Raw genomic sequence first — 20,913 nt, 5'->3', positions numbered from 1 at the left:
GACGTTCTGCCTGTTCGTGGCAATTTTTCGGGTTCCGCCATCAAGTTCGGGACCGTGCCTCACCCTCGCTTCCACTGCAACGGCTATGATGAAAATCGTTAAGAACAATGTCGACACGGAGGAATTTCAATGAGCGACAACACCGGTACGCCGGAGCCACAGGTCGAGACCACCTCGGTATTCCGCGCCGATTTGCTGAAGGAAATGGAGTCGGGCGCCGGAGCCCCGGCATCCACCGGGGCCGACAATCTCCCCGCGGGTTCGGCGCTCCTGGTGGTCAAGCGCGGACCGAATGCAGGTGCACGTTTCCTGCTTGATCAGCCGACGACCACCGCGGGCAGGCATCCGGAGAGTGACATCTTCCTCGATGATGTCACCGTGTCCCGTCGGCATGCGGAGTTCCGCATCAATGACGGGGAGTTCGAGGTGGTGGACGTGGGATCGCTCAACGGCACCTATGTCAACCGTGAACCGCGCAACTCACAGGTGCTTTCAACCGGAGATGAGATCCAGATCGGCAAGTTCCGCCTGGTGTTTCTCGCCGGCCCGACCTCCTAGCGGTGTGGGAATGTGCGGCGGAGGCGTAGCCGCACAGCACGTTCGGTTGCGGGAGGGATCAATCCTGCAACCGATTTTCCTGTAGGCTCAGTTAATCGCCCGTCCCCCGTCCATCCCTCTATTTTCAGCAGGTAGCAGCAAGAATCGTGAGCGCACTTCGACACACCGCATCCGGCGGCACCACAGCCAAGCAGGCCCCGCAGGCTGCCAAGACGACCAGAACCATGTCGATTGGTGTGGTACTCGAGCGCCTGCATGCCGAGTTTCCCGATGTGACGGTGTCTAAGATCCGTTTCCTGGAGTCCGAGGGCCTGATCACTCCCGAGCGCACCGCCTCGGGATACCGCAGATTCACCGAGTCCGATGTTGAACGGCTCCGGTACATTCTGGTCACCCAGCGTGACAACTACCTGCCGCTCAAGGTCATCCGGGAGCAGCTCGCGGCGATGGACAACGGGTCGGTCACGGCGATTCTCGGCGCACCCGGCGCCGAGCCGCTGGTCACCCCCGAGAAGTTCAGGGCGCCCGCAGCCACACGCCTCACCGACACCGAGGTGGCCGAAAAGGCGGGTGTGGAAGTTCCCATGATCGAGCAGCTGATCTCGGCCAAGCTGATCAAGCCCGACGCATCGGGCTTTTTCACCAATGATGATGTCCTCATCGCCAGCGCCGCGGGCGCCCTGGCCGAAATGGGTTTTGATATGCACCAGCTGAGGTCTCTGGGCAATGCCGCATCCCGGCAGGCTGATCTGATCTCCCAGGTCGCGGACCCCGTTGCCCGCGGAAAGAGCGATGTCGCCCGTGAACGTGCCGAGGAGCTGGCTCAGCAGATGTGCGCCCTCGTTGTCAACATGCACGCCTCCCTGGTCAAGAACTCAACCCGCGAACAGCTCGGATACTGATGCCGCCCATGTCTTTTATCAACCTTGAGTACCATGGCGTCCACACGATGGAGCCCGAGGGTTTTAGCTGTGCGGTGTTCCGGTGGGACGAGGGCAACCGAATTCTGCCGATCTGGATCTCCCAGGATGATGCCGATCTGATCCAGGCACAGGACGCCGGATACAGTCCGAGGCGGCCCGGGCCTCATGATCTGCTCGCCGATACCCTCACCCGCTTCACCCCGGGAGTGGTGTCGCTGAAGATCGTCTCCCACTTCGAGGGTGTGTTCATGGCCGCGATTGTCACCCCCGAGGGGGAGGAGGTCGATGCCCGCCCCTGCGATGTGATCCTGTTGTCACGGATCATGGAGATCCCCATCGCCGTCGATGAGGAGGTCCTGCAGCAGACCTCGATCTTCATCACCGACGAGGATCTGGAGGCCTACTTCGGTATCACCGTCGATCGCGCCCCCACCAGTACCTTTGATGCCCCGGAATCCGCGTCCGGCGATGCCCAGGCGGACGCCGACTTCGAGCAGCTCATGCAGAGCCTCGGGGTGTCCGAGTCTGATCTCCTCAGCTCACCCGATACCTCCGAGGAGGAGGATTCGCCCGATATCGATGACGATGGAGATGGCAACTAGCCTCCTGGGCTTCAACCTGGGGTTAAGACTTTGGGCGTGTCGCGGGATTTGGGCTTGACGCTGGCCTAGTGTGGAACAAGAATCAAGTTAAGTTCCACGGATAGGATTCACAATGATGTGAGTTGAATGCCGTGCCGCGTTGAAGCATCGGAGACATCAGTGAGCGACGACAACAGCTACGAAGGCGACCTCTTTAGCGTTTCACCCGTTCAGGAATCCCTGTTTGAGGTCGGCCCCGACGAGGAGGTTGGCTACCGGGTCCCCACCGCGTGTCAGGTCGCCGGCATCACCTACCGCCAGCTCGACTACTGGGCGCGCACCAAACTCGTGGTGCCGTCGATCCGCGGAGCCCGCGGTTCGGGATCACAGCGCCTCTATTCCTTCAAGGATATTCTCGTCCTGAAGATCGTCAAGCGTCTGCTGGACACCGGAATCTCGCTGCAGAACATTCGCCTGGCGGTGGACAAGCTGCGCGATCGCGGGGCGAGCGATCTGGCGGAGATCACCCTTGTCTCTGACGGAACCACGGTCTACGAATGCCGTTCGGCGGAGGAGGTCATAGATCTTCTCGGCGGTGGTCAGGGAGTGTTCGGCATCGCGGTTCCCGGCATCATGAAGGAGCTCACCGGAGATATCTCCTCCTTCCCCTCGGAGCGCGTCGATGAGGGCTTCGATAACGAGCCGATCAACTTCCAGGATGAACTCGCCGCCCGCCGTAGGCGCAGAACCTCCTGAGTCCCGTCTGCTCAGGGAATCGCCCGCCGAAGGCTAGCTGCTCCCCGGGAGGTGGACTGGAAAGTCAGCCACCGACTCCCCGGGGAGCTTTTTCATATGAGCACGCAGCAGCCGGCCGGTGGAACACGAAAACGTCTCCGGCAACGACTCAGAGGCCCGGAACTGAGGGCACCGGCGATTAGGGGTCACACCCCGAATGCGGCCCGCAATCGGGTGTTCAGTTCATCCTCGGTGCTGGCGGTCGCGACGGAACCGCCGTGCCCGGTGGCCCAGTCGCTGAGCACCGCGTCCGGTTCACCGTTACCGACATGGACCACGTTCACCCTGACCCGGTCGCCCGCCGCGGCCGTGAGATCCGCGAGGAAGGCGTCGTCGGCGTAATCACCCACGGAGCCGCTGCTGACAACCACCAGGTTGACGGGCTGGCCGCTGGCCGCCGCGCGCTCGGAGGCGATCTGTGCGGCGGCCACGGTTGCGGACCTGGTGAGCGGAACTCCGCCCGTACCGAAGCGCAGGACCGCACCGGCGGCGTTCTCACCCGCGGAATCATCGGGGAAGGAGACGTTTGCCCGCCAACCCCTGGTCACGCCGGGGTTCAGGGGGGAGGAGTAGTTGTTAAGGGCGACCTGGAAGCCACGCGCCCCGACCTCGCGGGCGAGCCCGGAGGTGATCGTGGACACGACCGTGTGGTAGCTCTGCTCGCTTCCCCCGACAACCTCTTCCATGTTCGCGGATGTGTCCATGAGAATGAGGGTGTCTGCGGGACCAGCGGCTGCCGGGACGTCCGTTGAACGATCCGCCACACGCTCCATGACCGAGGTGATCTGTGCCAGATCGGCGACGCGTGTCGCTTCGGGAAGTGCGGACACGAAGTCCGCGCCCGCACGCGCCTGATCCTCGGTGATCGTTCCTCCCGCGTTGGTGGCGATCGCCCACACCGGAAGCTGCGCACCGTCTATGGGGGCGAAGGTGTACCCCTCGGGAATGACCGCGGATTCTCGCGTGGCAAAAGCCTGCGCGTTCGCGGGACCGGTGGCGATCGCCTCCGCGGCAGCCTGTTCATCCCCTCCGGCGAGTGCCAGCGCCACGGCCGCCGAGGCACTGGAATCATCGAATCTGATCGCGTCCAGGGAGGCGGTTCCATCGGTCGAGGCGACACCTGCCGCCTCGGTTCCGGCCTGCGGCCAGGATTCCTGTGAGCCGCTCGCCACCCTGGAGGTTTTCGCCAGTTCCGCCGCGGCCTCCTGCTTCGTTCCGCTGAACAGGTAGGTCGCGGCGGGGTCACCGGCGGCGGCGGCGGTGGCCGTGACACAGAAATCACGGGTCACGTGGGATTGCGCATTGAACTCGGCGACCGCCGGGGCGACCACCGTGTCCTCGCCGCCCACCGGAACCTCGAGATCGCCGGCGATGCACGGGGCCGATCCCGCCTCGGCCTCGGAGTCCGGGGAGTCCGGGCGGGTAAGAAGCCAGAGGACCACGGCGACAATCGCCACCGCGGCGATCAGTGCAAGGGTCAGGGGGGTAGACAGGGCGAAGTTCCTTCGCCCGCTGGAATGTTTGGCCACGGTGCTCCCTCGGCAGTCTCATCAACAGGTTTCCCCCTGCGAACTAGGGGGAGAATCTGTGTCAGAGTTTAGCCTGTGGCGGCGGCACTGTGGCCGTGACAAGCCGACAGCGCCAGTTCACATGCCGTGGTCAACTCCGCGCGAATCCCGGCCGCGCGTTCGGACAGCAACCGCTGGCGGGCCACGTACTCCGCCTTGCCCTCCGCGGTCTCGATGGCCACCACCCCGAATCCCAGGCCCCGGCAATCGTAAGGGGAGGCCTCCATGTCCAGGATCCGGGTGTCCCTGGCCAGCTCGAAGCTGTCGAGAAGCACGCGGCCCGATAACAGCGGGCCGAGTTTAGCCGCCCATTTGTACAGGTCCATGGTGGCGTGGAGACAGCCGCACTGCTCATTGTCCACCTGGGTCTCGCGGTGCAGGACCGTCAGGTTTAATGGCACGGCGGGCCCGGTGAAGAAGCGGAAGGCGTCGAAATGCGTGCATTTGAGCTGGTGGGAGTCAACGACGGCGTCGGTCCCGGCGGATCCCAGACGCAGGGGAAGGTCGTGCCGGGGCGAGGAGCTCTGATAGACCATGGCCCACTCGTGCAGACCGAAGCAGTCGAAGCGGGCGGGATTGACGGCCGTGGAGGCGAGCAGATCACGGATGAACCGCACGGTGCCACCGCGTTTGGCGAGGTAGGCGTCGACGTCCACGCCCAGGGTCCCGGCGTCGTCAAGCTCGTAGAACCGTCGCTGCGGAGCGTCCCGCAACCGCACCCCGATGCCGGGGTGCCAGGTTTTCAACTGGGCGGCGCGCACGGGGTAGTACTCGAAGAGGAAATCGAAGACGGGGTGACCACGGCCCGCTTGTCGACGCCGGAGGTGATCTCCGGTCAACGAGGCAGCCCGTTCCTGGTGGGAACGGGCTGCGGCTTGCCATTCGGCGGGGGAGAGGGGACGCACTCTTCTACTTCTACTCCGAGGCGTCCTCGTGAGTCCAGTCGTTGACGGTACCCACGTACTCCTCGATGAGGTCCTCCAGGGTGATCACGCCGAGGAGCACACCGCGCTCGCGCACCTGGGCCATGTGCGCGGAACGCTTGTGCAGGGCGTGGAGCACATCATCCATCAGGCTCTCGGCATCGACGTTGCTCAGGGGACGCAGTGAGGTACGCGGAATGTGCTCGCCGGGATCCATATCCGGATCCGCCAGCTGCTTGAGCATGTCCTTGATGTGGATGTAGCCGAGGTAGGAGCCGTCGAGCCCGGTGACGGGGAAACGGGAGAAACCCGTCTCCTTGACCGCAAGCTCGAGCTCACCGAGGGTCGGGCCCTGGCGGCCGAAGTCGAGGGAGCGCACATCCTCGTCGCGGATGACCAGCTCCTTGATGCTCCGGCTCTCCGAGCGCAGCGCCTTGGACAGCCGGAGGTGTTCCTCCGCATCCAGCAGACCCTCCGAGCGCGATTCGGAGAACATGGTGGCCAGCTGCTGCGGATCGACGGTGGAATCCAGCTCGTCCTTCTGCTCCACTCCAAATGCCCTCAGGGTGATGCGGGCGACCCAGTTCATGAACTCGATCAGGGGGCGGGTGAGCTTGACGAAGAGGATCATCGCCGGTGTCAGCCACATCGCCAGTGTCTCGGGTCCGGCGATGGCGATGTTCTTGGGCACCATCTCACCGAAGAGGATGTGCAGCCAGGTGATCAGGGCCAGCGCCAGGGCAAAGGAGATGGGGTGGATGAGGTTCTCCGGCACGTCCAGGGCGAGAAAGGGGCCCTCGACGAAGTGCGCGACGGCGGGCTCGGCAACCTTGCCCAGCAGCAGCGAACAGATGGTGATCCCGAACTGCGCACCGGCGAGCATGATGGAGAGGTGCTCGGTGGCGTACATCACCCGCTCCGCCGGTTTCTTGCCCTGGGCGATGAGGGATTCGAGTCGATCCCTGCGGGTGGAGATCAGCGCGAACTCCGAGGCCACGAAGAAGGCGTTGGCGGCCAGCAGGCCGACGATCAGGAGTATTGTCGCCCAGATACTCATAGCTCGTACTCCTTTGCCTCAAGGTGGCTGATGGGGGTCAGCACGGCCTTGTCGATGCGCCGGTCCTCCATGACGGGCACCCGGGCAAGCCAGCGCCCGGCGAATCCGGATTCGAATTCGACCATGCCGGGATTCTCGGACTGCGGGAGGACGGTGACGTCGCCGACCCTGGGGATCTTCCCCAGGGAATACATGATCAGTCCGCCCAGGGTTTCAAAGGGGCCGTCGGGTGCGATGTATCCGAGGCGTTCACCGAGCTCATCCATGCGGACCAGGCCGGAAACCTCCCAGCTCGCCCCGAACTGCTGAAAATCGCGCTCGGCCTCGGAGTCATCGTGCTCGTCATAGACCTCGCCGAGGATCTCCTCCACCACGTCCTCGATGGTGACCATGCCGGCGGTTCCGCCGTACTCGTCGGCGATGAGAACCACCTGGGAACCCGCTGAGCGCACGGCATTGAGCACGGCGTCGCCGTCCAGGCTGGCAGGGACGACCGGAATCTTCTTCGCCAGACTCCTGAGGCTGGTGGTGGTGCGTTCTGGTCTCGGGACGGCGAAGGCGTCCTTGATGTGGACCATTCCGAGGGTCTCGTCAAGATCGCCCTCGACGACCGGGAAGCGGGAGTGACCCGTTTCCAGCGCCAGGGTGATCAGGTCCTGGACGGTGTCCTCGGCCTTGAGCGCCTCGATCGTCGACCGCGGGGTCATGAACTCCTCCGCCGTGGACTCACCGAACTTCAGGGATCGGTTGAGCACCTCCGCGGTGGTTTGGTCCAGGCCGCCGCTCTCGGCGGAGTTGCGCACGAGTGCGGTGAGTTCCTGGGCCGACCTGGCTGAGGCGAGTTCCTCCGCGGGTTCGATACCGAGCTTGCGTACCACCCAGTTCGCCGAGCGGTTCATCGCCGTGATGAACCATTTGAGCACCGTGTTGAAGGCATTGACGGGGTGTACCACGAAGCGGGCGACACCGAGCGGGTTGGTGATCGCCCAGTTCTTGGGCACCAGCTCGCCGAACACCATGGACAGGAAGGTGGCCACCATCAGCGCGAGGATCAGCGCGACGGTTCCGGATGCGGAGGCCGGGAGACCGACGAGTTCGAGGAGCGGGGTGAAGAACTTCGCCAGCACGGGCTCCGCGAGGAAGCCGGTGGCCAGTGTTGTTACGGTTATGCCCAGCTGGGCGCCGGAGAGTACGAATGACAGATTCTGGTGATCCCTCTGCACTGCACGGGCGCTGGCATCGCCCTTCATCTTGACGTGGTTCTCCACCGTGGATTTTTCCATGCCGGTGAGCGCGAACTCGATGGCGACGAACAATCCGGTGCTCGCTGTGAGAAGCACGAAGCCTATCAGTGAGAGGATGCTTATGAGTATGTCCATTGGCGTAGGTTGGCACCCGCTCCCTGATTATGGGAGGGGTTAGCCCTTGGGACCATCTTTCCGTGTGGGTCGATGCCGCTGAGTGCTGCCTGAGCGTGATCGGCGACGGGGATTCCGGGTGGAGTCCCTTTTATCTGATCGATTATTGGGGTTGTTCTGCCGCCGCACGGGCTGCTGCTGACCCGGAGGCGACAGCGGCGTGCCCGATGGGCGACGGGCACCGGTGATGGTGGCGAGCTGCGGGGAGCTCTCGGTAACCTTCACCTCGGTTGCATCCACCCCGGCCTTTTTGAAGAGATCCCGGACTTCCCTGATCTGTTCATCCATCACCAATGTCACTACTGTACCTGCTGTTCCCGCCCGTGCGGTACGTCCGGCACGGTGGAGGTAGGCCTTGTGCTCAGCGGGGGGATCGACATGGACCACCAGGGAGACATCATCGACGTCGATGCCGCGGGCGGCGATATCGGTGGCAACCAGAACGGGGATGCTCCCGTCGGCGAATCCGGCCAGCGCATTGGTCCGTGAGTTCTGCCCCTTGTCACCGTGGATGCCCACCGCGTTGATACCCTCGCGGCGCAGCTTCTTCACCTGCCTGTCAACGCCGTGCTTGGTCCGCATGAACATGATGGTCTTACCTTCGCGGGCGCCGATGTGAAGCACAACGAGGTTTTTGGAGTCCCGGCCCCCCACGAGGAGCCGGTAGTGCTCCATGGTGCTGACGGAGGCGGCCACCGGAGCGGTGGAGTGCGTGACGGGGTTGTGCATGTAGCGGTTGACGAGTTTGTTCACATCGCCGTCGAGGGTTGCGGAGAACAGGAGTCGCTGGCCGTCGGGGGGCGTGAGATCCATCAGTTTGCGAACCTGGGGGAGGAAGCCCATGTCGGCCATGTGGTCCGCCTCATCGAGCGCGGTGACCTCGACGTCGGCCAGGGAGAGCTTCTTCTGGTTGATCAGATCCTGTGCGCGCCCGGGTGTGGCCACGAGCAGGTCCACCGGTGCGGCCAGTGCGGTGATGTTGCGGTTGATGTTGATGCCGCCGACCACCTCGAGCAGGCGCAGTCCGAGGGCGTTGGCCGGGGCGTCGAGACGTTCGCGGATCTGGGTGGCGAGCTCGCGGGTCGGGACGAGTATCAGACCGCGCGGACGACCCGGTCGGGACGGTGCGCCCATCAGGCGTGCGAGCATGGGGAGCCCGAAGGTGAAGGTCTTGCCCGATCCCGTGGGACCGCGTCCGAGCACGTCGCGGCCGGCGAGTGCATCGGGGATCGCAGCTTCCTGGATGGGGAAGGCATCGGTGATGCCCTGGTTGCGCAGTTCCCTGACAATCGGTCCAGGCAGATTCAGTTCTGAGAAAGTAGTCATTGTCCACCAACACTAGCCCGGTGGTGGTCGGATTGGCGAAGCAGACCCGTTTTCGGGGGGCGCCGGACAATTATTCGACCACGACCGCGGGATCTAGGTGATGGAGGCCCGGTAGATCGATTCGATGGTCGCATCGAGGGTGGAGTTGAACTCCTCGTCGGACTGCTGTCTGCTCAGTCCGTCCAGCAGTGCGCGACTGAAGCTGGCGATCAGACCCGGATTTCTCGACAGTCGCTCGTTGGCCTCCGCGCGGCTGTAGCCACCGGAAAGGGCCACGACCCTGGCAACCCGGGGATGTTCGATGAGGTCGGAGTAGAAACCGTCGACGGAGGGGATGGAGATCTTGATGGCCACCCTGTGCTCAGCGGAATCGTCGAGATCCCCGAGGCCCTCGAGACCACGGAGGATCTCCTCCTTGAGGATCTTCTCAGACTCCGCCTTGTCCGGGGCGGTGATGGTGACCTCCGGTTCGAGGATGGGGACCAGATCGGCGGCGAGGACCCGCCTTCCGAGGTCGAACTGCTGGGCCACCACGCGGCGGATTCCCTCCGGGTTGGCCTCATGGATGACGGAACGCTCCTTGGTCCCGAACACGCCCTGGGAGCGGGCCCTGCTCAGCAGATCCTCCAGATTCGGGATGTCGCGCATCAGCTGGACACCATCGGCCTGGTCCGCCAGCCCCTTGTCGATCTTAAGGATGGGCACGATGCCCTTCTCATTCCACAGGTAGTCGACGAAGTCACGGTTCCCGATCCGCCGGCTCAGGGTGCCCTCGAACAGGATCGCGGCGAGGATCCTCTCGCTGGTGAACACCGGACTGGTGACTACACGGGTGCGCGCCGCGTTGATCAGATCGAACATCTCCTCGTCGGTGGAGTATGCGGAGGGCCCGACCCCGTAGAGTCCGAGTGCCTTGGGGGTGCTTCCGCCGCTCTGGTCCAGGGCGGCGATGAATCCCCGACCGTGTTCGAAACGTTCCTGCTGCTCGGGATTGGGCATTGCTTTTCACTCCTTGGGTTTGGCTGGATTCCGGCCCCGACGCCCGGCCTCCCCGGGTCGGGGTTCCCACACTGTCCGACTATAGTTCGGGCGGCGGCGGTTTTCACCGGATCCACCGGTACCGCACGGACCCCGGAAAGGAGGAAGGAGCATGGCGGGGGATTCTCGCCATGCTCCTTCCGGAAACCTTTGAATCTAGTCCGTGCGGACCTCCGTGCGGTCACCGGACCACAGGGTGTGGAAGGATCCCTCGCGGTCCAGGCGGCGATAGGTGTGGGCACCGAAGAAGTCACGCTGGCCCTGGATCAGGGCCGCAGGAAGCCGTTCGGCCCGCAGGCTATCGTAGTAGGACAGTGAGGAGGCGAAGACCGGAACGGGAAGCCCCAGTTCGGTGGCCAGCACCACCACCCGGCGCCAGGAATCGACGAGGGTGCCCAGTTCGCCCTTGAAGTAGGGATCGAGCAGCAGTGATTCCAGGTCGGGGTTCTCGTTATAGGCCTCGACGATGCGGTTGAGGAACTTCGCACGGATGATGCAGCCGCCACGCCAGATGGTGGCCAGATCACGGGGGTCGACGTTCCAGTTGTGCTCATCGGAGCCGGCCCTGATCTCATCGAATCCCTGGGCGTAGGCGACCAGCTTGGAGGCGAAGAGCGCGCGCCGGACATCCTCGACGAATGCCTCCCGGTCCACGCCCCGCCCGGCGAGGGTCGACAGTGTGCCCGTGGGGAGATTGTCCCTGGCTGCGGCGCGCTGAGCGGTGGCACCGGACAGTGCCCTGGCGAACACCGCCTCCCCGATTCCGGTGACGGGGATGCCGAGATCTAGCGCGGCCTTGACGGTCCAACGACCGGTGCCCTTCTGCCCGGCCTCGTCGACGATGACGTCAATGAGGGGTTTCCCGGTTTCCGCGTCGACCTGGCTGAGCACCTCCGCGGTGATACCGATCAGATAGGAATCCAGATCCCCTGCGTTCCATTCCCGGAATACCTCGGCGATCTCGGCGGGTTCCATCCCAGCGGCGTAGCGCAGCAGGTGGTAGGCCTCACCGATCACCTGCATGTCCGCGTACTCGATGCCGTTGTGCACCATCTTCACAAAATGCCCGGCACCGTCGGGCCCGATGTGGGTCACGCAGGGGGTGCCGTCGACTTTGGCGGCGATGGATTCGAGCAGGGGGCCGAGCGACTTGTAGGATTCCGCGGGACCACCGGGCATGATGGAGGGACCATTGAGGGCACCCTCCTCACCGCCGGAGATACCGGCGCCGACGAAATGGAGCCCACGGGCGGAGATCTCCTTTTCCCGGCGGATGGTGTCGGTGTAGAGGGCGTTGCCACCGTCGATGATGATGTCACCCGGATCCATGGCGTCGGCGAGCTGGTTGATCACCGCGTCGGTGGCCGCACCGGCCTGGACCATGATGATCGCCCGGCGCGGCTTCTCCAGGGAGGCCACGAAGTCCTCGATCGTGTAGGAGGGGATGAACCTGCCCTCGGAACCGTGCTCGGCGATCAGAGCGTCGGTTTTCCCCGCGCTGCGGTTGTACACGGCCACGGTGTGTCCGTTGCGGGCAAAGTTGCGGGCGAGGTTGGAGCCCATGACGGCGAGGCCGACGACGCCGATCTGGGCGAGGGAATCAGGTTGAGTCATGGGGACAATCGTACCCATAGAACAGGGTTGTGTCAGGAATTTCCCCCAAAAAGGTATGATCAAATTGTATCTGACCGCACCCCTGAGGCACTAGAGTCTACAGGCATGACGAATCTGGAAGAGATACTCGCCCTGGCGGCCGATCGCGCACTCTCCGATGGGGAACTGGCCAGGCTCAACGAGGTGAACGTCGGACTCGATCGTGCCCTGGGACTGCGCTACACCATCATCGAACCGGGCCGGGTGGTCGCTGAGCTCCACGTCGCCTCACGGCATCTGCAACCGGCCGGACTGGTCAACGGAGGGGTCTACGCATCCCTCGCCGAATCCACCGCCTCCCTGGCCGGGATGGTCGCAGCCAGGGGAGGCGTCGTGGTCGGGGTGAACAACAACACCGACTTCATCTCATCGGTGCGTTCCGGCGTCATCACCGCCGAGGCGACTCCGATCCAGCTGGGGGGCCGTACCCAGATCTGGCAGATACTGTGCACCCACCGCGGGGACCTGGTGTCCAGGACAACACTGCGCACGATGATCCTCTAGGTCGTCGCCCATGGTCACAGCCAGTTGTGGCGTTTGAAGAACCAGTAAAGGCCGAGCACCGTGGCGACCATGATCGCCAGCACGATGTAGTAGCCGTACTCGGTGTGCAACTCGGGCATGTTGTCAAAGTTCATGCCGTACACACCCGCAATCATCGTCGGCGCAGCGGACATTCCGACGATCGCCGAGATGGCGCGCATATCCGAGTTCTGCTGCAGGCTTATCTTGGCCACACCCGCATCGATCAGCGCCGACAGACGCTCATCGAAGGAGGCGACCAGGTCACCGGCGATGCTCTCATTGTCGAGCACATCGCGAAAGTAGGAGCGCAGCTCCTTGTTCAGCAGATCCTTGTGGTCACTGATCAGGCTACGCAGTGCGATGGCGAAGGGATCGATCGCATGTCGCATCTCCAGGATCTCCCGCTTGAGCATGTAGATCTGCTCGATGTCGAAGCGCGCGCGGGGGGTGAACACCTCCTCCTCCAACCGGTCGACCTCATCAGATAGCTGCGTGGCGATCCTCCGGTACTCCTCAACCATGAAATCAGCGGCGGTCCACGCCAGTGCAAAGGGGGAGTAGGTGTCCAGTTCCAGATCCTCGTTGAGGCGGCGATCCAGATCCGGCATCGACGCGCCATGGCGGATGGTGATGATGAAATCCTTGCCGATCACCATCTGGAACTCACCGGTTTCAATGATCTGACGCGAATCCTGCACCGACTCGGCATCGGAATAGGTCACCGAGCGCACAACCATGAACGTCTGTTCCTCGTAGCGCTCGACCTTGGGACGCTGGCGGGCGGTCACCGCATCCTCGACCACCAGTTCATCGAGGTCGAAGAGGTCGGCGACCTTGTCCATCTGCTCATCGGTCGGACGGTGCAGACCCAGCCACAGAAAACCCCCGTTGGCCCGGACCTCCTCGAGTGCCGCGCTCGGGGTCCAGGAACCGGGCAGCCGCCTGCCCTCATGGAAGACACGGCAGTAATCGATGTTCCGCTCCAAGGGAACCTGCGGACCGCTGCGGGGATGCTCCCCCGCCCGCTCGGCACCGCTCTTCCCCATGCCGCGCGGGCGGAGGGGATTACTAAAGGTGACGGGGCGGATCGGTGGCTTGGGGGGCATTCATCCACCTTTCAGGGGAGCTGGCGCGCATGGCGAGGGCACTAATACTTCAAGCGAATCCACTCTAGTACAAGTCTCTATACTCGAAACCATGCCCACGTGGAGAGAAATAACTTCAACCAACCCTTCCCACTCGGAGAACTACGCCGCACGCTGGCGGAGGCTCGCGGAGGAGGGCGCCGATATCTACGGGGAGGCCAGGCTCATCGACGCCATGGCCGCACGCGGCTCCACCATCCTCGACGCCGGATGCGGTCAGGGCCGGATCGGCGGCTACCTGGCGCGCCGGGGACACCGCGTGACGGGCATCGACATTGACCCGGTCCTCATCGCATACGCCGAGCAGGATTTCCCCGGTGCCAGCTGGGTGGTGGGCGATCTTTCGGGGGATCCGATCGGCAAGGGTGACTTCGATCTCGTGGTCTCGGCCGGAAACGTGATGGGTTTTCTCGCCGAGGAGGGCCGGGTGCCCGCTCTGGTGAACATCCGGGACGCCCTCACCCCCTCCGGTCGCGCGGTGATCGGTTTCAGTGCCGGTCGGGGCTGGGCCTTCGGGGACTTCCTTGCCGATGCCTCCTTGGCGGGACTTGATCTCGAGAGTGCCTTCGAGTCCTGGGACCTGCGGCCCTTCGACGACAACTCGCAGTTCCTGGTGGCGGTTCTCGGGAGGAGTTCAGACCCATCCTGAGCGGGTGGCCTGATCGAAGAACTCCTTCTCGTGCACCGCGGCCCCGAGAAAGGCCCTGGCTGCCCTCTCGCGCTGCAGCGCTGAGGCGGAGGTGCATGCCCGCTCCACGCGCTGCAGTGCCGCCGCGGTGCCCGCGATGAACTCTGCATCCGAATAGGTCTGCAGCCACGCACGGTAGGGATGGTCGGGACGGTTGTGTTCGGCCAACCACAGCCCGATCTCCGCATACAGCCAGAAGCAGGGGAGAACGGCGGCGGCACCGACGGCGTAGTCCTCGAGGGATGTCCGCGCCAGCAGGAAATCGGTGTAGGCCATGGTGACCGGGGAAGCTGCGGTCGTCCCGGGACGATCGGTGAGATAGCCGCGGTGCAATTCAGCCTCACCCACCAGGCATTCGGTGGCACAGCTGGACCAGGCGACCTGCGATTCAGGATCCGGGGCCTGTGCGGCGAGCAGGGCGAGCGCCCTGGCGTACTCGGTGAGATAGTGCGCGTCCTGCTCGATGTAGGTGAGGAACTCCTCCCGGGACAGGGATCCGTCACCGAGGCCCCTGATGAATGGACCCGAGGTGATTTCCGCGATGATGTCACCGGCGGCCGCCCACAGTGACTCGGTGAAGGGCCCCGCGGGTGTGATCCGCGGTCGGGGACTGGCCACCGCGGGTGCGGCCAGGGGGTCGCCGTAGAGATGCGGCCACGGGGTCGGATCGGCGGCAGCGAGCATCCGCCCGGTCATGGCCGAATGGTCCACGGGACCATTTCCGGATCCCACCTGGAGGTCGCCGGCGCCCCTGAGCGCCAGTCGAAGCCATCTGGTCGCCCATTCCAGGGCGCGCTCCACCGGCTGGCCCGCCCCCAGACGCGTTGTCAGGGCCGAGGACAACGAGCATCCGGTTCCATGAGTATTGCCGGTATCCACACGGTGATTGGGTACCAGGTGCACGGGGGAGCCCCGGCGGACCACCGCGTTGCTCGCCATGGGCCCGGTCAGGTGCCCACCCTTGACTATGACTATCGTCCCTGTGGCTTCCGCGAACTCCGCGGCCTGAGCCACGGCCTCGTCGAAGTCGCGCGCGACGCTTCGGCCGACCAGGACCGCCAGTTCCGCGAGGTTCGGCGTGACCACGTCAACCTCCGTGGCGAATCCGCGGACCGCCTCCTCCGCGTCGGCGTCGAGCAGGCGGTCGCCGCTGGTCGCGACCATGACGGGATCGAGGACCACGGGCCCGTGTTCGTGGGTGAAAAGCCAGTCTGACACCAGTTCCACCGTCGGAGCGGAGCCCAGCATGCCGAGCTTGACCGCATCGACGGAAACATCGCTGAACACGGATTCCAGCTGATCGCGCAGGAAGGACAGGGGTGGAGTGTGGATCGACGAGACTCCGTGGGTGTTCTGCGCCACCAGCGCGGTGATCACACTCATGCCGTAGCCACCCGCGGCGGCGATGGATTTCAGATCGGCCTGGATCCCGGCGCCACCCGTGGGATCGGTTCCCGCGATGCTGAGGATCCGGGGGCGGGAGGGACGGTTCATCGGATCCGCCCCCATATGCCGCGAAGTTCCGCCGCCGCGGCGGTGGGGGACGGGGCCGCCATGATCGCCGAGACCACGCACAGTCCGTTGACGGGTGTCGCCGCGAGCAGAGCCGCGTTGGACGGGTCCACCCCGCCGATGGCCACGGAGGCGATTCCCAGTTCACCGGCCCTGGCGGCGATGGCCGCAACCCCGGAGACACCGAGGGGTGCCGCGGCATCGGGTTTGGTTGCGGTCTGCCGCACCGGGCCGACACCGATGACCGATGGCGGCGCGACGCCGGCGGCTGCGCAGTCCGCCACGCAGTCGTCGATCTGGTTCTGCCTGTCGATGCTCAGTCCGAGCATCAGGTATTCGGGCAGGACCGTGCGCGCGTGGACGTAGTCCGTGTCGCCCTGCCCTATGTGCAGATGGGTGCCCACCTCAAGGGCGACGTCGAGGCGATCATTGATGAACAGCGGCACCCCGTGGGCATCGCAGATTTCCTTGAGCAGGTGCGCCTGGGCGATGAGGGAGGCGTCATCAGTGGTCTTGTCGCGCAGTTGGACCACACCGACCCCTCCGGCGATCGCTGCGGCAACGATGTCGGGCACGTTCTGCGGCCCGCCGCCCAGCACGGGGTCGGTGACCAGGTACAGGCTCCAGTCGATCATTTCTGCTCCCGAATGCTGCTCAGCTCCGCCAGGTCGGTGGAATCGACGGCGTGGATAGCGTCGAGGAGTTCCACGGCGAAGGAGCCCGGGCCCGCGGACCGGCGCGCGGCGAGGGTGCCGGCCACCCCAAGGTGCGCGTGGGCCGCGATCACCGCGTCGTGCGCGGAGACCCCGCTGTTTCTGGTTGCCGCCAGATACGCGGCGACGAGAGCGCCGAGGGAGCACCCGGTTCCAATGACCAGCTGCAGCAGTGGATCCCCGGAGCTCAGCCACGTTGCGCGTCCCTCGGAGACGATGAGGTCGCGTTCCCCCGAGACGGCGACGACCCCGCCCGTGGCGGTGGCCAGCTGTCTGGCGGCGGCGAGCGCGGATTCGACGGGATCGGTGGAGTCCACCCCGCGGCCGCCTGCCCCCAGGCCGGCCAGCGCCACAATCTCCGAGGCGTTGCCGCGGATCGCCGCGGGCCGCGTGACGACGCCCGCGCGGGCGAACCTCGTCCTCTGCTGCAGGGCCCCGACGGCCACGGGGTCGAGCACCCAGGGGGTACCCGCCTCATTGGCTCCCGCAATCGCCATGCGCATGCCCTCGTACTGCTCGGAGGAGGGGGTCCCCGCGTTGATGAGCACTCCCGATGCGATTCCGGCGAAGTCGAAGGACTCCTCCGGGGTGTCGCACATCGCGGGGGAGGCTCCCGCGGCGAGGAGAACATTGGCGGTGAACTGCATGACCACGGAGTTGGTCAGGCACTGGATCAACGGGGCGGTGTCGCGCACATGTGAGAGCGCGTGTAGATATGAGTCAGCCACAACGGCCATCCCTTCGCTAGTACGAGCTAGAGCAGGTTCGACGGGTATGATCTCAGCGCAGTGACTGCGCACCCCGTGCCTTGTTGCGCCAGATTAGCAGAAGAGGATGGAAAAATCCCCGTCGCTCCCGTGGGGGCGGCGGGGATCGGTAGCACCAGGCAGCTACTTCTCGGCCTTCTTGCCGGTGAAGCGTGCGGTATCGCGCAGCTCAATGGGAAGATCGAGCTTGAGTTCCTCCACTTCCTCGTTGAGCTTGATCAGCGCCGTACGGGCATGGAGCTGCTGGCGGGTGGTGGCCAGGTTCCAGCGCTTGCGGGAGAGTGCGTTGATGCCCCAGCTGAAGGCGGAGACGAAGCGGTTGCGGAAACCGACGAGGAACATCAGGTGCACGGCCAGCCACAGCAGCCACCCGACGAAACCGGTGACCTCGACCTTGCCCATCTTCACCACCGCGGAGAAGCGGGAGACCGTGGCCATCGAGCCCTTGTCGAAGTACTCGAAGTCCTCGCGCTCGGTGTTGGGGCGACCCTCCGCCTCGGCGGCGATCTGCTCCGCGACGTACTCGCCGCCCTGGATGGCGGTCTGTGCCACGCCGGGCAGGCGGTTCAGCGACATCATGTCGCCGAGCACGAAAACGTTCTTGAACTCACCGACGGAGAGATCGGCGTTGACCGGGACACGTCCGGCACGGTCGACCTCGATGCCGGCCTGTTCCGCGATCAGCTTGCCCAGCGGGGAGGCCGCGACACCGGCGGACCAGATCTTGCAGAAGCTCTCGATGGTGTGCTCCTCGCCGTCCTTGGACTTGTAGGTCACCGAGCCCTCGTCGACGTTGGTCACCATCGCGTTGAGCTTGACGGTTACGCCGAGCTTCTCCAGCGTGCGCTGGGCGTTGCGGCCCAGGCGCTTGCCGAAGGGCGGGAGGACCTGCGGAGCTCCGTCGAGCAGCACGATCTTCGCGGAGGAGGGGTTGAAGTTGGCGTACTCACCGGCGAGGGTGCGGTGCGCCATCTCGGCGAGCTGTCCGGCAAGCTCCACACCGGTGGGGCCGGCACCGACGACGACGAAGGTGAGCAGACGCTCACGCTCAGCGGGATCCTCGCAGATCTCCGCGCGCTCGAAGGCGCCGACGATCCGGGCGCGGAGTTCGAGGGCGTCGTCGATGGTCTTCATGCCCGGTGCGAATTCAGCGAAGTGGTCGTTGCCGAAGTAGGACTGGCCGGCGCCGGCGGCGACGATGAGGGAGTCATACTCATAGACGCGCGTGAAGTCGCCCAGCGAGGCGGTCACGGTCTGACCCTCGATGTTGATGTCGGTGACCTCGCCCTTGACCACGTTCACGTTCTCCTGGCCGCTCAGGATCTGGCGGGTGGAGGGTGCGATCTCACCCGAGGACAGGATACCGGTTGCCACCTGGTAGAGCAGAGGCTGGAAAAGGTGGTGGTTGGTACGGTCAATCAGTGTGACATCGACATCGGCCTTGGCCAGGTCCTTGGTGGCGAAGAGGCCACCGAAACCGGAACCGATGACGACGACATGGTGACGACCGCCCTCGGGGCGGGTTGGGTTTGCAGACATTAAAGTCACAGTCTCCTGGATAGTTGATAAAAAGCTTTCAAGCGCAGTCGTGTGGGCGACGCGTACCCCTAAAAGGATAGACCGTCGTGGCCAAACCCACAGGATCGGGTCGTGTAATCCTGTCTGTTTGGGGACAAATCTGTGGTATTGACGCCCGCATACGAACAGTATGCACGTTCTTATGGCCTGTGTCACCTTAATCGCGGCAGAAAACGCGCAATTGACCTAACAAAGTTTTCCGGCCACGCCTCCGACGAGTTGCATCGTGGTGCGTCTAGAATCCTGACAGTACAGTTCAACCCCCGGTCGGAGGTGTGGAAAACCTTGGTAGAGCCCCGCTTTGACCACCTCGCCTCCATCGACGCCGAGAGCTGGCCCGGCGTTGCCGGGGTGCCGGAGGTGGCCTTTATCAAGCCGCGCGCACGGCAGGCGGAGGTGAGGTTCGCACGGGCCTGCCAGAACGCGGGACTTAGTTTCAGTGGCGCGAACGCCGATCTCACCGTTGACCAGGAGGAGCTTTTTCCACGGTTGGCGGCCAGCGGGTGGCTCGGCCTTGCCGAGAGCTACATGGCGGGCGAGTGGCGCACGGAGAAGCTTGCCGACGTCCTGGCCGCACTTCTGGCCACCGGTTACCGACCCCGCGGACGCCACGCGGCCACGGTCAGGCTCCCGACCCCGTCCGAGGACGGCGGCGGGGCACTTCCGCCCGAGCTGATCCGGCTGAGTTCCGGTGACGGTATGAGCGGTTTCGGTGGGATCTTTTCATCGGGGGTACCCACCACGGTTCGTACCGCGGTGCCCAGCCACGCCCCGGGGGCGGGCCGGAGAAGGGAACCGGCGACGCACTTCGTGGATGTGACGACCATCGCCGAACCCGTTGCGGTCGAGCGGGAGGATCTCGGTGAGGCCCAGCGCCGGGCGGCCTCGACCCTACTCGATGCGGCGAGGGTGCGGGCGGGATCGCATCTGCTCGAGCTTCCCAGCTCCGGCGGTGCGGTGGCGATTCTCGCCGCCAGGCGGGGCGCGACGGTGGATTCCCTGACCGCCGACCCGGAACAGGTGCGCAGCGTCCATGAGCTGCTCATCCTCGCCGGGGTGGAGGATGATGTCCACACCACGCTGATTCCGCAGGCGATCCCCGGGCCCCGCGACCTGGCGGGCACCTTCGACGCGATCGTGTGCATGGAGAAACTCGAGGTGGTGGGGGAGAGCGGTAGGAAGAGGCTGATCACGGTGCTCGACCGGCATCTTGCCACGGGCGGGCACGCGGCGATGCAGAGCCTGGTGTCCACCGGGCAGTTCGGCCCAGCGGCCGCGGAGGCGGTGTCGATGCTGCGGGCCTACATCTGGCCGGCCCTGGACTATCCGGGGGTGGATGATGTCCACCGGCTGGTCGATCGCGGTTCATCGTTGCGGGTGGTGGGGCAGACGCACTTTCCCGGACACTATCTCAAGAGCGTGCAGCTGCAGCGTGAGCTGTTCGAGGGGCAGCTGCGTGAGGCCGCCGCGGATGGCTTCGATGTGGTCTTCCGGAGGATGTGGGTCTACCATTTCGCCCTCATCGAGGCGCTCCTGCGCCTCGGCCAGCTCGACGCCGTCCAGTTCACGGTGACCACCCGCAACCGGCGGGGGCGTCGTTAAGCGGTTTGGTTCTGTGGCTGCACGGGCTCCTCGGCCGACCAGGGGAAGTCGATCCACTTGTCGGTGCTGCGCCAGACGTAGTCGGGTTTGATGATGGAGCTCGGCTTCTCGTAGATCACCGCGGTGCGCACCTCGACGACGTGATCGCCGAGGAAGTCACGGACCAGCTCGAGTGTCTTCCCTGTGTCCGCGACATCATCGGCGATGAGAATGCGCATGCCGGAGAGGTCAATCGCCTTCGGCGTGGGCGGTAGCATCAGCGGCTCCTCGAGATGTTCGCCGATGTCGGTGTAGAACTCCACGTTCATCACGGAGACGTTCTTGATGCCGAGCGCGTATCCGAGTGCGCCGCCGATGAGAAGTCCGCCACGGGCAATGGAGAGCACACAGTCCGGTTTGTAATCGTTGATGATGTCCTGAGCCAGTTCGCGCATCGCGGTTCCGAAGAGCTCATAGGTGAGTATCTCGCGTTCCTCTGTCATGAATGAAAGTGTAGTCAACCGTGGGTGGGGGATTTCATCCCAGGGCCACCCTCCGCATTAA

Annotated in this window: 18 protein-coding genes, 1 pseudogene and 1 riboswitch; of the genes and pseudogenes, 7 read left to right on the top strand and 12 right to left on the bottom strand. The window is 64.6% G+C overall.

The annotated features are described in order from the left end of the window. Positions 1-129 precede the first annotated feature (129 nt). From odhI to B7E02_RS08575, 4 genes are all read left to right on the top strand, one after another. A complete protein-coding gene (gene odhI, locus B7E02_RS08590) occupies positions 130-558 on the top strand; it encodes an oxoglutarate dehydrogenase inhibitor Odhl (RefSeq protein WP_080795003.1) in 429 nt (142 codons plus the stop codon). 146 nt (positions 559-704) lie between these two features. Next, positions 705-1,460 (top strand): transcriptional regulator FtsR, encoded by a 756-nt coding sequence (ftsR, locus tag B7E02_RS08585; RefSeq protein WP_080795001.1) that lies wholly within the window; start codon positions 705-707, stop codon positions 1,458-1,460. A gap of 8 nt (positions 1,461-1,468) precedes the next feature. Then, a complete protein-coding gene (locus tag B7E02_RS08580) occupies positions 1,469-2,083 on the top strand; it encodes a bifunctional nuclease family protein (RefSeq protein ID WP_080794999.1) in 615 nt (204 codons plus the stop codon). A 126-nt stretch (positions 2,084-2,209) separates the two neighbouring features. Beyond that, the gene (locus B7E02_RS08575; protein ID WP_179129700.1) at positions 2,210-2,818 is read left to right on the top strand and encodes a MerR family transcriptional regulator; all 609 of its coding nucleotides are present in this window, start codon (positions 2,210-2,212) and stop codon (positions 2,816-2,818) included. A gap of 185 nt (positions 2,819-3,003) precedes the next feature. Here B7E02_RS08575 and B7E02_RS08570 read toward each other — a convergent pair whose 3' ends face one another. From B7E02_RS08570 to gndA, 7 genes are all read right to left on the bottom strand, one after another. Then, on the bottom strand, positions 3,004-4,386 hold the full coding sequence (locus B7E02_RS08570) for a vWA domain-containing protein (RefSeq protein WP_245802231.1): 1,383 nt from the start codon (positions 4,384-4,386) through the stop codon (positions 3,004-3,006). Between the two features lie 68 nt (positions 4,387-4,454). Next, complete coding sequence (locus B7E02_RS08565; RefSeq protein WP_080794995.1) at positions 4,455-5,330, bottom strand: 3-methyladenine DNA glycosylase; 876 nt, start codon at positions 5,328-5,330, stop codon at positions 4,455-4,457. A gap of 10 nt (positions 5,331-5,340) precedes the next feature. Beyond that, entirely contained in the window at positions 5,341-6,405 is a 1,065-nt protein-coding gene (locus B7E02_RS08560; protein WP_080794994.1) for a hemolysin family protein, read from the bottom strand. After that, on the bottom strand, positions 6,402-7,784 hold the full coding sequence (locus B7E02_RS08555) for a hemolysin family protein (RefSeq protein WP_080794992.1): 1,383 nt from the start codon (positions 7,782-7,784) through the stop codon (positions 6,402-6,404). Before B7E02_RS08555 ends, B7E02_RS08560 begins: the two co-directional genes overlap by 4 nt. Before the next feature lie 39 nt (positions 7,785-7,823). Next, positions 7,824-9,149 (bottom strand): DEAD/DEAH box helicase, encoded by a 1,326-nt coding sequence (locus B7E02_RS08550; RefSeq protein WP_080794991.1) that lies wholly within the window; start codon positions 9,147-9,149, stop codon positions 7,824-7,826. A 93-nt stretch (positions 9,150-9,242) separates the two neighbouring features. Beyond that, on the bottom strand, positions 9,243-10,148 hold the full coding sequence (locus tag B7E02_RS08545; RefSeq protein WP_080794989.1) for a fructose bisphosphate aldolase: 906 nt from the start codon (positions 10,146-10,148) through the stop codon (positions 9,243-9,245). Positions 10,149-10,343: 195 nt separating this feature from the next. Next, positions 10,344-11,801 (bottom strand): NADP-dependent phosphogluconate dehydrogenase, encoded by a 1,458-nt coding sequence (gndA, locus tag B7E02_RS08540; RefSeq protein ID WP_080794988.1) that lies wholly within the window; start codon positions 11,799-11,801, stop codon positions 10,344-10,346. Positions 11,802-11,906: 105 nt separating this feature from the next. Here gndA and B7E02_RS08535 point away from each other — a divergent pair, with 105 nt between their 5' ends. Continuing rightward, a complete protein-coding gene (locus B7E02_RS08535; protein ID WP_080794986.1) occupies positions 11,907-12,344 on the top strand; it encodes a PaaI family thioesterase in 438 nt (145 codons plus the stop codon). Positions 12,345-12,358: 14 nt separating this feature from the next. Here the strand turns inward: B7E02_RS08535 and B7E02_RS08530 are convergent, their stop codons facing one another. Beyond that, on the bottom strand, positions 12,359-13,411 hold the full coding sequence (locus tag B7E02_RS08530; RefSeq protein WP_143336782.1) for a magnesium and cobalt transport protein CorA: 1,053 nt from the start codon (positions 13,409-13,411) through the stop codon (positions 12,359-12,361). Positions 13,412-13,562: 151 nt separating this feature from the next. On the opposite strand from B7E02_RS08530, the gene B7E02_RS08525 reads away from it, so the two are divergent. Next, positions 13,563-14,159: a class I SAM-dependent methyltransferase gene (locus B7E02_RS08525; protein WP_080794982.1), complete on the top strand. Its 597-nt coding sequence runs from the start codon at positions 13,563-13,565 to the stop codon at positions 14,157-14,159. Here B7E02_RS08525 and B7E02_RS08520 read toward each other — a convergent pair. From B7E02_RS08520 to B7E02_RS08505, 3 genes and pseudogenes are all read right to left on the bottom strand, one after another. Next, positions 14,145-16,345, bottom strand: a pseudogene (locus B7E02_RS08520) (bifunctional hydroxymethylpyrimidine kinase/phosphomethylpyrimidine kinase). The gene B7E02_RS08525 and the pseudogene B7E02_RS08520 overlap by 15 nt on opposite strands. Continuing rightward, entirely contained in the window at positions 16,342-17,151 is an 810-nt protein-coding gene (thiM, locus tag B7E02_RS08510) for a hydroxyethylthiazole kinase (RefSeq protein ID WP_080794979.1), read from the bottom strand. The pseudogene B7E02_RS08520 and the gene thiM overlap by 4 nt, the downstream one beginning before the upstream one ends. Continuing rightward, positions 17,142-17,237, bottom strand: a riboswitch (TPP riboswitch). Its footprint overlaps the gene before it by 10 nt. Before the next feature lie 76 nt (positions 17,238-17,313). Beyond that, entirely contained in the window at positions 17,314-18,729 is a 1,416-nt protein-coding gene (locus B7E02_RS08505) for an NAD(P)/FAD-dependent oxidoreductase (protein WP_080794976.1), read from the bottom strand. A 324-nt stretch (positions 18,730-19,053) separates the two neighbouring features. Between B7E02_RS08505 and B7E02_RS08500 the strand changes: the two genes are divergently transcribed. Next, the gene (locus B7E02_RS08500) at positions 19,054-20,370 is read left to right on the top strand and encodes an SAM-dependent methyltransferase (RefSeq protein WP_080794973.1); all 1,317 of its coding nucleotides are present in this window, start codon (positions 19,054-19,056) and stop codon (positions 20,368-20,370) included. Here B7E02_RS08500 and B7E02_RS08495 read toward each other — a convergent pair. Continuing rightward, a complete protein-coding gene (locus B7E02_RS08495) occupies positions 20,367-20,852 on the bottom strand; it encodes a phosphoribosyltransferase (protein WP_080794972.1) in 486 nt (161 codons plus the stop codon). The two genes, B7E02_RS08500 and B7E02_RS08495, sit on opposite strands and share 4 nt — an antisense overlap. Positions 20,853-20,913: the final 61 nt, after the last annotated feature.

It is taken from the genome of Corynebacterium pacaense (assembly GCF_900169525.1).
Classification (GTDB): domain Bacteria; phylum Actinomycetota; class Actinomycetes; order Mycobacteriales; family Mycobacteriaceae; genus Corynebacterium; species Corynebacterium pacaense.
Note: the sequence above shows the minus strand (reverse complement) of the source record. Positions and strands in the feature narration are given on the sequence as shown.

Coding starts and splice junctions, on each gene's coding strand:
- odhI (WP_080795003.1), top strand. CDS start 130: ATGAGCGACAACACCGGTACGCCGGAGCCACAGGTCGAGACCACCTCG.
- B7E02_RS08580 (WP_080794999.1), top strand. CDS start 1,469: ATGTCTTTTATCAACCTTGAGTACCATGGCGTCCACACGATGGAGCCC.
- B7E02_RS08575 (WP_179129700.1), top strand. CDS start 2,210: ATGCCGTGCCGCGTTGAAGCATCGGAGACATCAGTGAGCGACGACAAC.
- B7E02_RS08560 (WP_080794994.1), bottom strand. CDS start 6,405: ATGAGTATCTGGGCGACAATACTCCTGATCGTCGGCCTGCTGGCCGCC.
- B7E02_RS08555 (WP_080794992.1), bottom strand. CDS start 7,784: ATGGACATACTCATAAGCATCCTCTCACTGATAGGCTTCGTGCTTCTC.
- B7E02_RS08550 (WP_080794991.1), bottom strand. CDS start 9,149: ATGACTACTTTCTCAGAACTGAATCTGCCTGGACCGATTGTCAGGGAA.
- B7E02_RS08545 (WP_080794989.1), bottom strand. CDS start 10,148: ATGCCCAATCCCGAGCAGCAGGAACGTTTCGAACACGGTCGGGGATTC.
- gndA (WP_080794988.1), bottom strand. CDS start 11,801: ATGACTCAACCTGATTCCCTCGCCCAGATCGGCGTCGTCGGCCTCGCC.
- B7E02_RS08535 (WP_080794986.1), top strand. CDS start 11,907: ATGACGAATCTGGAAGAGATACTCGCCCTGGCGGCCGATCGCGCACTC.
- B7E02_RS08530 (WP_143336782.1), bottom strand. CDS start 13,411: ATGGGGAAGAGCGGTGCCGAGCGGGCGGGGGAGCATCCCCGCAGCGGT.
- B7E02_RS08525 (WP_080794982.1), top strand. CDS start 13,563: ATGCCCACGTGGAGAGAAATAACTTCAACCAACCCTTCCCACTCGGAG.
- B7E02_RS08505 (WP_080794976.1), bottom strand. CDS start 18,729: ATGTCTGCAAACCCAACCCGCCCCGAGGGCGGTCGTCACCATGTCGTC.
- B7E02_RS08495 (WP_080794972.1), bottom strand. CDS start 20,852: ATGACAGAGGAACGCGAGATACTCACCTATGAGCTCTTCGGAACCGCG.